13 protein-coding genes and 1 tRNA gene are annotated in these 13,277 nt (G+C 73.0%); 3 read left to right on the top strand and 11 right to left on the bottom strand.

What is annotated here, in order from left to right; genetic code table 11:
- Positions 1-29 precede the first annotated feature (29 nt).
- The 4 genes from FE251_RS05995 to FE251_RS05980 form a co-directional block, all read right to left on the bottom strand.
- On the bottom strand, positions 30-1,148 hold the full coding sequence (locus FE251_RS05995) for a histidine phosphatase family protein (protein ID WP_139948241.1): 1,119 nt from the start codon (positions 1,146-1,148) through the stop codon (positions 30-32).
- Positions 1,145-1,882 (bottom strand): zinc ribbon domain-containing protein, encoded by a 738-nt coding sequence (locus FE251_RS05990; protein WP_139073026.1) that lies wholly within the window; start codon positions 1,880-1,882, stop codon positions 1,145-1,147. Before FE251_RS05990 ends, FE251_RS05995 begins: the two co-directional genes overlap by 4 nt.
- Positions 1,879-3,063: a Nif3-like dinuclear metal center hexameric protein gene (locus FE251_RS05985; RefSeq protein ID WP_139073025.1), complete on the bottom strand. Its 1,185-nt coding sequence runs from the start codon at positions 3,061-3,063 to the stop codon at positions 1,879-1,881. Before FE251_RS05985 ends, FE251_RS05990 begins: the two co-directional genes overlap by 4 nt.
- A gap of 105 nt (positions 3,064-3,168) precedes the next feature.
- Positions 3,169-3,603, bottom strand: coding sequence for an OsmC family peroxiredoxin (locus tag FE251_RS05980; protein ID WP_139073024.1), 435 nt, complete (start codon positions 3,601-3,603; stop codon positions 3,169-3,171).
- A 140-nt stretch (positions 3,604-3,743) separates the two neighbouring features.
- Between FE251_RS05980 and FE251_RS05975 the strand changes: the two genes are divergently transcribed.
- Positions 3,744-4,733 (top strand): aldo/keto reductase, encoded by a 990-nt coding sequence (locus FE251_RS05975; RefSeq protein WP_139948240.1) that lies wholly within the window; start codon positions 3,744-3,746, stop codon positions 4,731-4,733.
- Positions 4,734-4,742: 9 nt separating this feature from the next.
- Here FE251_RS05975 and FE251_RS05970 read toward each other — a convergent pair whose 3' ends face one another.
- The 5 genes from FE251_RS05970 to FE251_RS05950 all read right to left on the bottom strand — a co-directional run bounded on the left by FE251_RS05970 (position 4,743) and on the right by FE251_RS05950 (position 6,897).
- Entirely contained in the window at positions 4,743-5,234 is a 492-nt protein-coding gene (locus tag FE251_RS05970; RefSeq protein ID WP_139948239.1) for a beta-class carbonic anhydrase, read from the bottom strand.
- A gap of 30 nt (positions 5,235-5,264) precedes the next feature.
- Positions 5,265-5,759, bottom strand: coding sequence for a DUF3052 domain-containing protein (locus tag FE251_RS05965; protein ID WP_223147571.1), 495 nt, complete (start codon positions 5,757-5,759; stop codon positions 5,265-5,267).
- Positions 5,760-5,823: 64 nt separating this feature from the next.
- A tRNA-Val gene (locus tag FE251_RS05960) sits at positions 5,824-5,900 on the bottom strand.
- A 141-nt stretch (positions 5,901-6,041) separates the two neighbouring features.
- Positions 6,042-6,488, bottom strand: a complete 447-nt coding sequence (locus FE251_RS05955; RefSeq protein ID WP_139948238.1) for a redoxin domain-containing protein — start codon at positions 6,486-6,488, stop codon at positions 6,042-6,044.
- Complete coding sequence (locus tag FE251_RS05950) at positions 6,472-6,897, bottom strand: DUF3052 domain-containing protein (protein ID WP_139073020.1); 426 nt, start codon at positions 6,895-6,897, stop codon at positions 6,472-6,474. The genes FE251_RS05955 and FE251_RS05950 overlap by 17 nt, the downstream gene beginning before the upstream one ends.
- A gap of 273 nt (positions 6,898-7,170) precedes the next feature.
- Between FE251_RS05950 and aceE the strand changes: the two genes are divergently transcribed.
- Complete coding sequence (gene aceE / locus FE251_RS05945) at positions 7,171-9,909, top strand: pyruvate dehydrogenase (acetyl-transferring), homodimeric type (protein WP_139948237.1); 2,739 nt, start codon at positions 7,171-7,173, stop codon at positions 9,907-9,909.
- A 106-nt stretch (positions 9,910-10,015) separates the two neighbouring features.
- On the opposite strand, the gene adhP is transcribed toward aceE, so the two are convergent.
- Both adhP and FE251_RS05935 read right to left on the bottom strand, forming a co-directional pair.
- Positions 10,016-11,050, bottom strand: a complete 1,035-nt coding sequence (gene adhP, locus FE251_RS05940; protein WP_218013691.1) for an alcohol dehydrogenase AdhP — start codon at positions 11,048-11,050, stop codon at positions 10,016-10,018.
- A 209-nt stretch (positions 11,051-11,259) separates the two neighbouring features.
- Entirely contained in the window at positions 11,260-11,928 is a 669-nt protein-coding gene (locus tag FE251_RS05935; RefSeq protein WP_139073018.1) for a hypothetical protein, read from the bottom strand.
- 129 nt (positions 11,929-12,057) lie between these two features.
- Between FE251_RS05935 and FE251_RS05930 the strand changes: the two genes are divergently transcribed.
- Positions 12,058-13,251, top strand: coding sequence for a PucR family transcriptional regulator (locus FE251_RS05930; protein WP_139073017.1), 1,194 nt, complete (start codon positions 12,058-12,060; stop codon positions 13,249-13,251).
- Positions 13,252-13,277: the final 26 nt, after the last annotated feature.

The following is a 13,277-nucleotide window of genomic DNA, read 5'->3' as shown; positions in this document are numbered from 1 at the left end:
CCCGGGAAGTCTACCCGCCGCGGCGCGGCCTACTCACCGCTCAGCTGGGCGGGGCAGCCCATGACGTGGACCTCCCCGCGTCCGCTCCACAGGCGCACGACGCTCACCGTGCCGGGGGCGACGCGGAAGACGTCCCACGCGGTGGTGGGCGCCTCGACGACCGTCCCGACGATCGCGGCGATGACGCCGGCGTGGGCGGCGACGACGACCGTGCAGCCGGCCTGGTCGGCGACGCGGGAGAGGGCGCGCGCGACCCGCTGCGCGAGGTCCTCGCGGCTCTCCCCCGGCCGGGCCGCGGCGAAGTCGTCGTCGATGGTGGGCACCCCGAGCCCGGCGACCTCGCTGATGAGCTCGGCGGTCTGCTGGGCGCGCACGAGCGGTGAGGACAGGAGCACGGTGGGCGGGGCGAGGTGGGGCCACAGGTCCCCGCCGATCCGGTCGACGAGCGCGGCGGCCGCCCCGGCGAGCTCGACGCCCTGCTCGGTGAGCTCGGGGTCCTCCCCGTGGTCCTGCGGAGCGGTGCCGGGTGAGACGAGGACGAGGGTGATGGCGCCGGGGTCGGCGAGCGACGGTGCACCGGCGTCGACGTCCGGGATCGGCTCCTCGGCCTGCCAGTCGTCCGCCGGGACGTCCTCGCCTCGGCCCGTGACCGGCTCGCCGTCCGAGGCGTGGTCGCGCTCGATGCTGCCGCCGGAGTCCATGACGGCGTTGGCGAGCGCGTCGGCGGCGGAGTTCTCCGCCCGTGGCACCCACGTGTAGCGCACCTGCCCGGCGGGCAGGATCGTGCGGGCCTCGTCGGCCAGGCGGCGCATGTCCTCGTGCTTGATCTTCCAGCGACCCGACATCTGCTCGACGACGAGCTTGGAGTCCATCCGGACCTCGACCGACGCGGTCGGGTCGATCGCGGCGGCGGCGCGCAGGCCCGCGACGAGGCCGCTGTACTCGGCGACGTTGTTCGAGCACACGCCGAGGAAGGCGGCCCGCTCGGCGAGGACGGTGCCCCCCTCGCGGACGAGCGCGCCGAAGCCGGCAGGGCCCGGGTTGCCCCGGGACCCACCGTCGGCCTCGACGACGAGGACCCGGCCCGGGCGCGCGCTGGGCGCCTCCTGCTCGGCCGGCTCGGTGTCGAAGAGGCTCGCCTGGCTCACTTCGGTTCCATCCTCACGATGATGTAGCCGTAGTCCTCGTGCTGGACGACCTGCTCGGGCGGCGCGGAGTGGATCGCGTCGAGCTCGGTGAGCGAGAAGTCGAGCTGGGTGCCCTCGGTGCGCGAGCCGTACAGCGCGACCGCGGCCAGCCCGCCGGTGCGCTCCCGGACCCGGTCGTACAGGGCGAGCAGCCCGGCGTCGATCCGGCCCGCGAGCGCGGCGCGCTCGGCGGTGATCGTCTCGAGCTGGCGGTCGATCGTCGCCCACTCGGCGTCGCGCGCCTTGGTGTGGCGGGCGACGTCGGCGGCGATCGCGGCCTCCTGCGTCTCGAGCTCGGCGAGGCGGGCCTCGGCCTGCTCCAGTCGCTCCATGACCTCGAGCTCGACCTCCTCGAGGGCGCCCTGCCGCCGCGCGAGCTGCTCGAGCTCGCCCTGCAGCGCCTGGGCCTCCTTGGCGCTCACCGCGCCGGAGTCGAGGCGGGCCTGGTGGCGCGCGGCGCGCTGGCGCACCTGCTCGACGTCGGCCTCGGCCTTGGCCACCTCGCGGCGGGTGTCGGCCACGACGGTGCGCTCCTCCACCTGGGCGCGGCTCAGGTCCTCCAGCCTTCCCTCGAGCTCGGCGATGGACCCGAGCACGGGCAGGCTGCGGCGCTGGTGACCCAGCTTCGCGGCGCGCGTGTCGAGTACCTGGATGTCGAGCAGGCGGCGCTGGTCGGCCACCGGGGCTGTGGTCACTGGGCGACTCCCTCGTTGTCGGTCGTGCTGTCATTGTCGGGCGCGGCGAGGCGCAGCGTCCACGGGTCGGTGACGATCGTGCTCACGCGGGTGGCGAGCTCGCCGCCCGCCGCGCGGGCGTCCTCCTCGAGGCGGGCCGCCGCCACCGGCAGCCAGGGCCACTCACTGGCCCAGTGCGTGGCGTCCAGGAGGTAGGGCGGACCGGCCTCGAGCGCCTCGGAGGCGGGGTGGTGGCGCAGGTCGGCGGTGAGGTAGACGTCGGCGCCCAGGGCACGCACGGTCCCGAGCAGCGAGTCACCCGAGCCGCCACACACGGCGACGGTGCGGACCTCGGCGTCGAGGTCCCCCGCCACCCGGATGCCCTGGGCGGTCGCCGGGAGGACGGCGGCGACGCGCTCGGCGAGCGCGCGCAGGGTGGTCGGCTCGGGCAGCGTGCCGATGCGCCCGACGCCGGTGCCGGCGGGGCGGGGAGCGTGCTCGACGACGGAGAAGGCCGGCTCCTCGTAGGGGTGGGCGGCGCGCAGCGCGGCGACGACGGCGGCGCGGCGTCCGCGCGGCAGGGTCATCTCCAGGCGGTCCTCGACGACCTCGGTGACCTCCCCGCGCTCGCCGATGGTGGGGTTGGCGCCCTCGCCGGGCCGGAAGGTGCCCTGGCCGGTGACGGTGAACGCGCACCGGTCGTACTCGCCGACGGCGCCCGCGCCGGCCTCGGCGAGCGCGTCGAGCACCACCTCGGTGTGGTCCTGCGGGACGAAGACGGTGAGGGTGTCGAGCGGTGCGGCGTCGTGCGGGGTGAGCGGCCGGCGCTCGCGCAGCTCGAGGAGGTCGGCGAGCGCGTCGGCCACGCCCCCGGCGGCGGCGTCGGCGTTGGTGTGGGCGGCGTACAGCGCGCAGCCGGCCCGGACGAGCTCGTGGACGACACGGCCCTTGGGGGTGCCCGCGGAGACCGTCGTCGTGCCGCGCAGGAAGAGCGGGTGGTGGGTGACGAGGAGGTCGACGCCGGCGGCGATCGCCTCCTCCGCGACCACCTGGACGGGGTCGACGGCGAACATCACCGAGCGGACCGGGGCGGCCGGGTCCCCGGCGACGAGCCCGACGGCGTCCCAGCTCTCCGCGGTGCCGGGCGGGTAGCGCTTCTCGAGGAGGCCGACGACGTCGGCCAGGGTGAGGGACTGGGCCATGGCCCCAGGCTATCGGTGGCAGACGTCAGGCTGCCCCGCGCCCCGGGGCAGCCTGACGTGTCGGGCTCGCCACCTCCCCCGGCCGCCGGCCGGAGGGGCGGTCGCTCAGGCCAGGCGGACGTCGCTCAGCGTGATCTCGACGGCGGAGAGCGCCTGGCTCACCGGGCAGGTCTCCTTCGCCTTGCGGGCGATCTCGTCGAAGGTGCCGGCGTCGATCCCCTCGACGGTGCCGCTCACCGTGAGCTCGATGCCGGTGATGCCGGTGCCGGCGACGAACGTCACGGCAGCGGAGGTGTCGAGCGCCGTCGGCGGGGTGCCGTTCTCCTTGAGCATGTTGGACAGCTGCATGGCGTAGCAGGTCGCGTGGGCCGCGGCGATGAGCTCCTCGGGCGTCGTCGTCCCTCCGGACTCCTCACCGCGGGACTTCCACGCGACGTCGAAGGTGGCCGTGCCGGAGGTGTCCAGGCTGGTGGTGCCCGAACCGGTGAACAGCTCCCCCTTCCACTCGGTGCTCGCCTTGTTGACCACGGGGTTGGGCATGATCTCTCCTTCTCGGTGGGCGGCGCTGGGGCCGGCGACGAGTGCCGCCGATCCCATCCCACCCCACCATCGGCGCCGCCGCACACCGGGCGTCACGGCCCGTGGCTAGGCTGAGGAGAACCCCCCAGCGAAGGAGTCCCATGGACACGCGCACCCTCGGCCGCACCGGCCGCACCGTCTCGGTCATCGGCCAGGGCACCTGGCAGCTCGGCTCGGACTGGGGCGAGGTGAGCGAGGAGGACGCGCGCGCGGTCCTCGACGCCGCCGTCGAGTCGGGGGTGACGATGCTCGACACGGCCGACGTCTACGGCGACGGTCGCAGCGAGGCGCTCATCGGGCGCTGGCTGCGTGACAACCCGGGCCTCGACGTCACGGTCGCGACCAAGATGGGCCGGCGGCTGCCGCAGGAGCCGGCCAACTACTCGATGGACAACTTCCGCGCCTGGACCGACCGGTCGCGGCGCAACCTCGGCGTCGACACCCTCGACCTCGTCCAGCTCCACTGCCCGCCCACCGCCGTCTACGGCATCGACCGGGTGTTCGACGACCTCGACACCCTCGTCTCCGAGGGCGTCATGGCGAGCTACGGGGTGAGCGTCGAGCTCGTGGAGGAGGCGCTGGCCGCCATCGCCCGGCCGAACGTCGCCACCGTGCAGATCATCCTCAACGCCTTCCGTCTCAAGCCGCTCGAGCAGGTGCTCCCGGCGGCCAGGGAGGCTGGGGTGGGCATCATCGCCCGCGTCCCGCTCGCCAGCGGCCTGCTCTCGGGCCGCTACACCTCCGAGACGACGTTCCCCGAGACCGACCACCGCAGCTTCAACCGCAACGGCGAGGCCTTCGACGTCGGCGAGACGTTCTCCGGCGTCGACTTCGAGACGGGCGTGCGCGCCGCCACCGAGTTCGCCGCGGCGGCCCGCCTCCTCGTCCCCGGCGCGAGCACGGCCCAGGTCGCCCTCGCCTGGGTGGCCGCCCAGGACGGCGTCTCCACCGTCATCCCCGGTGCCCGCTCCCCCGAGCAGGCGCGCGCGAACGCCGCGGCCGGCTCGCTCGAGCTGCCCGCCGAGCTCGACGACGTCGTCCGCACCATCTACGACCGCGACCTGCGGGAGGCGGTCCACCCCCGTTGGTGACCGCCGGCGCTACCGGACCTCGGCGAGCGTCCCGTCGGTGACCGAGTAGACGAAGCCGCGGACCTGGTCCTTGTGCGGGACGAACGGGTTCGCGGCGATCCGGGCGAGGGACTGGCGCACGTCGTCGGCCGGGTCGCGGAACGACTCCGCGGCCCACGGCGGCCGGATCCCGGTGTCGGCCTCGATCTGCGCCTTGAACTGGTCGTCGGTGAACGTGAGCATCCCGCAGTCGGTGTGGTGGAGGAGGACGATCTCGCGCGTGCCGAGCAGCCGCTGGCTGATCGCGAGCGACCGGACGACGTCGTCGGTGACGACGCCGCCGGCGTTGCGGATGACGTGCGCGGACCCGTCCGGCAGGCCGAGCAGCCCGGCGGGGTCGAGGCGCGCGTCCATGCAGGCGACGACGGCGATGTGCCGGGCCGGCGGCATCGCCAGGTCGCCCCCGGTGAACGCGGCCGCGTACGCCTCGGCGTTGTGCAGGAAGTCGTCGGTGGCGCTCATGTCAGGTCCCTCCGTCGGCAGCACGTGCGGTCATCGTCGTCCGGGGCCGCGTCCCCGGACAGGGTCCTGCGGGTCCGTCTCGGATCCCGGACGGCTGGACCGGGTCGGTCCGCCGGGCAGCGTGCCGTAGCTGTTTCGGTAGGTCTTGCCGGGCTTGGGACGGGTGAACTTCAGGGCCGACCACGTGTCGTCCACCCGCAGCGCGGTGCTCTCGACGAGGCCGTGGTCGTAGCCGATGGCGATGACCGACCGGATGGTGAGGTCGGTGCCGAGCCGCCCGCCCTTGGGCCAGGACACCCAGAGCCGCCCGTCGGGGGCGAGGTGGTCGCGCAGCGGGCCGAAGCCGGCGCGCATGTCCTCCTGGCGGGTGACGAAGAGGTGGAGGTAGTCGAACGCGCCGGTGAGGTCCGCGGCGAGGTCGAGCTCGGGCAGCCGCATCGCCGCGACCGCCTCGGCGGGCGCCCCGACGAGGTGCGCCCGGGAGCCGGCGCGCACCCCCATCTTCTCGGCGACCGTCCGGGCCATGGGCCGAGGCTACGGCGGGGCGCGGAACTCCGCTCTCGCGAGAAGGCCTGCTCCTGCGGGAGGGTGGTGGGCCCGGCCGGTCTCGAACCGGCGACCTCCGCGGTGTAAGCGCGGCGCTCTGACCAACTGAGCTACAGGCCCCAGCGGCAGCCCCAGGGGCGCCACCCAGCCGCCAAGACTACTGCTCGCCCGCCCCTCCCCCGTCCGGGACGCCCCTGCCGCCCCTGGGACGCCCCCTGCAGCACGTCGCCGGTCCGCGGAGGGGCGTCCCAGAGGGTGGGGTCAGGCGGTGAGTGCGGCGACGGCCGCGCGGTAGTCGGCGACGGACCGGGCCACCCCGGCCGGCGAGTGGACCGACCAGGCGACGACGCCGTCGCCGTCGAGGAGGAAGGAGGCGCGGGTGGGCGCGCCGGAGGTCTCGTCGAGCACGCCGAAGGCGCGCGCCGCGGCCCCGTGCGGCCAGAAGTCCGAGAGCAGGGGGAAGGTCGCCCCCTCCTGCTCCGCCCACGCCCGCAGCGCGAAGAGCGGGTCGCAGCTGAGGACGGCGAGGTCCGCGCCGTCGAGCGGCTCGCTCACGAGCGCGCGCAGCTCCCCGCCGCACACGCGCGAGAACGCGAACGGGAGGAAGACGACGAGCTGGGGACGCTCCCGGCGCCCGCCGAGGCGTACCGGCGTGCCGTGGGTGTCCGGGAGCTCGAGGACCGGCGCCCGGTCAGCGACCGCGACCACGCGAGAGCAGGCGCAGCCCGTTCCAGTCCTCCGAGGCGCTCACCGCGCCGGTGGGCTGCAGGCCCGCCGTGCGCGCTGCCTCCTCCAGCACCGCGGGGCCGACGTGACCTCCACGGCCCGGCTTCGGGGTGAGCACGACGATGGTGCCTCCGGCGTCGTCGAGGTTGTCGAGGGCGTCCATGAGGAGATCGGTGAGATCGGTGTCGTCACCGTCGTCGTCCCGCCACCAGATGAGCGCGCCGTCGACGACGTCGGAGTGGTCCTCGTCCACGAGGGCCTTGCCCGTGACGTCCTCGACGGCGGAACGAACCGCCTCGTCGACGTCGTCGTCGTAGCCGAACTCCTGGATCTCCTGCCCGGCGGTGAAGCCGAACCGGCTGCCGGCATCGGGGCCAGCGGTCGCTGCCACGTGTTCTCCCACTCTCTCTCGTCGGTGGCGCTCCTCGCGCCGTCGGCCCCTCGCGATGCGTGGGGTTGGGACAACGCTACTGCCGAGGCGGGAGCAATCCCAGACGAACCACCCAAGAGGCTCACCCTTGGCGGGTTGTTGTCAAGGTCATAGCGAACCGGTGACCGGGCTGATGGCCCTGGCCTCCCGGGCCGGGGACAATGGGCCTAATCTGGATGTCACCGAGCACCAGCCACGCGCGTCGGGCGTCGACGCCTGAGGGAAAGAGGACGTGTGAGTCCACAGGAATCTGGACCGCTCATCGATGGCCTGCTGAGCCAGGTCAAGGACATCGACCCTGCTGAGACCCAGGAGTGGCTCGAGTCCCTCGACGGGCTCATCGAGGACCGCGGCGGGCCGCGTGCGCGGTACATGCTGCTCAACCTCATGCGGCGGGCTCGCCAGCGCAACGTCGCTGTGCCCGCACCGCTCACCACCCCGTACGTCAACACGATCGGCGTCCACGAGGAGCCCTACTTCCCCGGTGACGAGGCTGCGGAGCGCAAGTACCGCGGCTGGATCCGCTGGAACGCCGCCGTCATGGTCACCCGCGCCCAGCGCCCGGACGTGTCCGTCGGTGGCCACATCTCCTCCTACGCCTCGATCGCGACGCTGTACGAGGTGGGGATGAACCACTTCTTCCGGGGCAAGGACCACCCGGGCGGCGGTGACCAGGTCTTCTTCCAGGGCCACTCCGCGCCGGGCAACTACGCGCGCGCCTACCTCGAGGGCCGCCTCTCGGAGAACGACCTCGACGGCTTCCGCCAGGAGTACTCCCACCCGGGCGGCGGCCTGCCGTCCTACCCGCACCCGCGGCTCATGCCCGACTTCTGGGAGTTCCCGACCGTCTCGATGGGCCTGGGCCCGGCCGAGGCGATCCACCAGGCGTTCACCAACCGCTACGTGCACGAGCGCGGCATCAAGGACACCTCCCAGCAGCACGTGTGGGCGTTCCTCGGCGACGGCGAGATGGACGAGCCCGAGTCCCGCGGCATGCTCCAGCTCGCGGCGCAGCAGAACCTCGACAACCTCACGTTCGTCGTCAACTGCAACCTCCAGCGCCTCGACGGCCCGGTGCGCGGCAACGGCAAGATCGTCCAGGAGCTCGAGGCGTTCTTCCGCGGCGCCGGCTGGAACGTCATCAAGGTCCTGTGGGGCCGCGAGTGGGACTCCCTGCTCAACGCCGACAAGGACCGCGCGCTCGTCAACCTCATGAACGAGACGCTCGACGGCGACTACCAGACCTACAAGGCGAACGACGGCGCCTACGTCCGTGAGCACTTCTTCGGCCGCGACCCGCGGACCAAGGAGCTCGTCAAGGACATGACCGACGACGAGATCTGGGCGCTCAAGCGCGGCGGCCACGACTACCGCAAGATCTACGCGGCCTACAAGGCGGCGATGGAGCACACGGGTCAGCCGACGGTCATCCTCGCGCAGACGGTCAAGGGCTACGGGCTCGGCCCGAGCTTCGCGGGGCGCAACTCGACGCACCAGATGAAGAAGATGAAGACCACGGACCTCAAGATGCTCCGTGACGCTCTTCGCATCCCGATCTCGGACGAGCAGCTCGAGGACCCGTTCAACGCGCCGTACTACCGGCCGTCGGAGGACGACCCGACGCTGCAGTACATGCTCGAGCGTCGCAAGGCCCTCGGCGGGTTCCTCCCCGAGCGTCGCGACGACAAGGGCTCCCTGCCGATGCCGGGCGACAAGCCCTTCGAGATCCTCAAGGGCGGGTCGGGCAAGCAGGAGGTCGCCTCGACGATGGCCTTCGTCCGTCTCCTCAAGGAGCTGATGAAGGACAAGGAGTTCGGCAACCGCATCGTGCCGATCATCCCGGACGAGGCCCGCACCTTCGGCCTGGACTCGATCTTCCCGACGGCGAAGATCTTCAACACCCATGGGCAGAACTACACCGCCGTGGACGCCGAGCTCATGCTCTCCTACAAGGAGTCCGAGACCGGCCAGATCATGCACATGGGGATCAACGAGGCCGGGTCGGCCGCCGCCTTCCAGACGGTCGGCACGTCCTACGCGACCCTCGGCGAGCCGCTCGTGCCGGTCTACATCTTCTACTCGATGTTCGGCTTCCAGCGGACCGGCGACCAGTTCTGGGCCGCCGGGGACCAGCTGGCCCGCGGGTTCGTCATCGGCGCCACCGCCGGGCGCACGACGCTTGCCGGCGAGGGCCTGCAGCACATGGACGGGCACTCGCTCGTCATCGCCCAGACCAACCCGGCGTTCGTCAACTACGACCCGGCGTACGCCTACGAGATCCGGCACATCGTGCGCGACGGTCTGCAGCGCATGTACGGCGCCGACGACCCGCGCGACCCGAACGTCATGTACTACCTCACGGTGTACAACGAGCCGATGCGTCAGCCGGCCGAGCCGGAGGACGTGGACGTCGAGGGCATCCTCAAGGGCATCCACCGCATCGCCCCGTCCGAGGGTGAGGGCCCCTGGGTCCAGCTCATGGCCTCGGGCGTCGGTGTGCCGTGGGCGATGCACGCGCGCGACATCCTCGCCGAGGACTGGGGCGTGCGCGCAGGCGTGTGGTCCGTGACGAGCTGGGGCGAGCTGCGCCGCGACGCGCTGGCGATCGAGCGCAAGCGCCTGCTCGAGCCGACCGGTGAGCACCCCGAGCCGTACGTCACCGCCAAGCTGCGTGACGCGGGCGGCCCGTTCATCGCCTCGAGCGACTGGGACCACATGGTCCCGGACATGATCCGCCAGTGGGTGCCGGGCGACTACCACGTCCTCGGCGCGGACGGCTTCGGCTACTCCGACACCCGCCCGGCGGCTCGTCGCCAGTTCCTCATCGACTCCCACTCCATGGTGGTCAAGGCCCTCCAGGCCCTCGCCGCCCAGGGCTCGATCGACCCCGACGCCCCGCGTCAGGCCGTCGAGCGCTACCGCCTGTGGGACGTCAACGCCGGTGAGTCCGGCACCGCGGGCGGCGACTCCTGACCGCAGCCGTCCAACCCGGAGGAGACCCTCCTCCTGAAGCGCCGAGAGCTGGATCGTGCACCGTGCACGATCCAGCTCTCGGCGTTTGCGGGGTGGGACGGGGTCGTCAGGCGTTCATGTCCATGACGATGCGACCGTCGATCTTGGCCTCCTCCATCTCGGCGAAGATCTCGTTGATGTCGTCCATCGGGCGCACCGTGTAGGTCGGGCTGATGAGGCCGCGGGCGAAGAAGTCCAGCGCCTCGCTCATGTCCTTGCGGGTCCCGACGATCGAGCCACGGACCGTGAGGCCGAAGAGCACCGTGGTGAAGATGTCGAGCGGGAACTGGTCCGGCGGCAGGCCCACGAGGGAGACGGTGCCGCCGCGGCGCAGCGCGCCGACGGCCTGCGGGAAGGCGTGGGCGTTGACGGCGGTGACGAGCGCGCCGTGGACGCCGCCACCCGTGGCGGCCTTGATCTCCTCGGCCGGGTCATCGCTCGTGCGGGCGTTGACGGTGACCTCGGCGCCGTGCTTGCGGGCGAGCTCGAGCTTGCTGTCCTCGACGTCGACCGCGACGACCCGGCGCCCCATGGCGACGGCGTACTGGACGGCGATGTGGCCCAGGCCGCCGATGCCGGAGATGAGCACCCACTCACCGGGCTTGGTGTCGGTCATCTTCAGGCCCTTGTACACCGTGACGCCGGCGCACAGGATCGGGGCGGCGCCCGCGGGGTCGACGCCGTCGGGGATGATCGGGCAGTAGCGGGAGTCGACGAGCATGTACTGGCCGAAGGAGCCGTTGACGGAGTAGCCGCCGTTCTGCTGCTTCGGGCACAGCGTCTCCCAGCCGGTCTGGCAGTACTCGCACTCGCCGCAGGCGGACGCGAGCCAGGCGTTGCCGACCTTGTCGCCGACCTTCACCCGGTCGACGCGGTCGCCGACGGCGACGACGGTGCCGACCCCCTCGTGGCCCGGGATGAACGGCGGGGTCGGCTTGACCGGCCAGTCGCCGTGCGCGGCGTGCAGGTCGGTGTGGCACACGCCGCTGTAGTCGACCTTGACCAGCGCCTCGAACGGTCCGGGCTGCGGGATCTCGAGGTCCTGGACCTCGAGCGGGCTGCCCAGCTCGGGCACGACGGCGGCGCGCATGGTTTCAGGCATGGTGGTCCTCCTTGGCTGGTGCCGAGGGCCTTCGGTGGTCGCCCTCGGGCTGATTCACCTTGTGCGGTGCTGGATCCAGTGAACCAGGACACACACCGCCGGACCGGGGACCGATGTCCCTCACCTGCTGCTCGCCCCCCGGCGCCGCCATGCTACGGCGCCTGCACCTCTGCGGCCCGCGGGGGGCGAGGACCGCGGAAGCGGGTGCGTCAGACGCGCTCGGCTGCGGCCACGCGCGGCTCGAGCTCGGCGACGACGGCGTGCGTCTCGGCGTCGTCGCGCTGCTTGAGCTCCTCGAGGTGGCGGCGCGCGTCGAGCGGGCGGTCGGCCTCGAGGGCGGCGAGGACGACCTGGCGTCCCGCCTCGGGGATGTGGTCGCGCGGGGACCACTGCCCCACGCCCAGGCCCAGGCCGTCACCCGGGAGGTCGGCCTCACGCAGCGTGCGCACGCCCTCGGCCAGCGCCAGGCCCGAGTGCTCCCGCTCGCAGGCGGCGCTCAGGCGGCGCATGGCGCCCTCGTGGTCGTCCTGGAGGGACAGGCGGCCGAGCTCGATGAGCGGGAACCACGCCTTCGGGTTGCCCGCGAGCTCCTCGGCCAGCGCCCAGATCGCCACCTCGGCGGAGATGTGGTGGTCGGTCGGCTCGTGCTCGGCGATGAGGGGGTCGACCGGCTCGACGGAGTCGGCGCGACGGCGCACGAGCTCGGCGAGCTCACCGAACGCCTGCATGTCGTTGGGATCCTCGACGAGCTTGGCCCGCAGGACGTTCTCGCGCGGCACGTCGGCGCTGCGTGCCGCGGAGGTGGCCTGCCGGGTCCCCGGACGCCGCTCGGGCCGGCGTCTGGTCAGCAGTGCCTTGAGTCGCTGGAGTAGAGCCATGCGGTCGACCCTAGCGGGTCGGCTCCCAGCCCTCATGTGGACGGGGCACCGGTTCCGCCGTCGCCGCGCCGTTCTCACCTGGCGAGCGGGGTTGTCGGCTTCCCACAACGCCTCCCCTATGCTCTGCCCATGTCACCCGCGAGCACTCCCGCCGACAGGCAGGACAGCTCGGACGTCGTCCGGCGCCTGCGCGGCGGCACCGACCTGCTCACCTCCGCCGCGCTCAAGCGCCTCGACGGCGAGATCCCCTGGTACGGCGAGCTCGCCGCGGAGGACCGGTCGTGGATCGGGCTCGTCGCGCAGTCCGGCATCGCCGCCTTCATCGCCTGGTACGAGAGCTCGGCCGAGGCGACGTACAACGCCGCGGAGATCTTCCGGGCGGCGCCGCCCGAGCTCACCCGCTCGATCTCGCTGCAGCACACGCTGCAGCTGGTCCGCCTCATCGTCGAGGTCGTGGAGGAGAACGCCGTCCAGCTCGCCGCACCGGGCCAGCAGCGCGACCTGCGTGACGCCGTCCTGCGCTACTCGCGGGAGGTCGCCTTCTCCGCCGCCGAGGTCTACGCCCGGGCCGCGGAGGCGCGCGGCGCCTGGGACGCGCGGCTCGAGGCGCTCGTCGTCGACTCACTCGTCCGTGGGGACACCGACGGCTCGCTGCGCTCGCGCGCCGCGGCCCTCGGCTGGTCGGGCACCGGACGCACGGTCGTCCTCGTCGGCACCACCCACACCCCCCTCGACGAGCGCAGCACCTCAGAGCTGCGCCGCGCCTCCCGCCGGGCCGCGCACGACGCGCTCGTGGGCATCCAGGGCGACCGGCTCGTCATCGTCCTCGGCGGGCCCGACCTGCGCGCGGCGGCGGAGTCCCTCATGTCCCGGCTGCGGCCGGGCACCGTGGTCATCGGCCCCGAGGTCGGGGACATCGCCGAGGCTGGTCGCTCCGCACGCGCGGCCCTCGCCGGACTGCTCGCCGCGCCGGCCTGGCCCGACGCTCCCGAGCTCGTCGAGGCCGACGAGCTGCTGCCCGAGCGGTTCTTCAACGGCGACCCGCTCGCCCGGCGCACGCTGCTCAACGAGATCTACCGCCCGCTCGTCACGGCCGGCGGCCCGCTGCTCGAGACGCTCGGGGAGTACCTCGCCCAGGGCCGGTCCCTCGAGGGTGCCGCCCGCGCCCTGTACGTCCACCCCAACACCGTGCGCTACCGGCTGCGGCGCATCTCCCAGGTCGTCGGGTGGGACGCGACGACGCCGCGGGAGGCCTTCGTGCTCCAGGTCGCGCTCGTCGTCGGTCGCCTGTCCGCCATGGCCGGGGACCACTCCGGGGTGTGACGGCGCTCACTGCGGCGCCACCGCTT

This window comes from Georgenia wutianyii, assembly GCF_006349365.1.
Lineage (GTDB): Bacteria > Actinomycetota > Actinomycetes > Actinomycetales > Actinomycetaceae > Oceanitalea > Oceanitalea wutianyii.
This window is presented reverse-complemented; position numbering and strand designations above follow the sequence as displayed.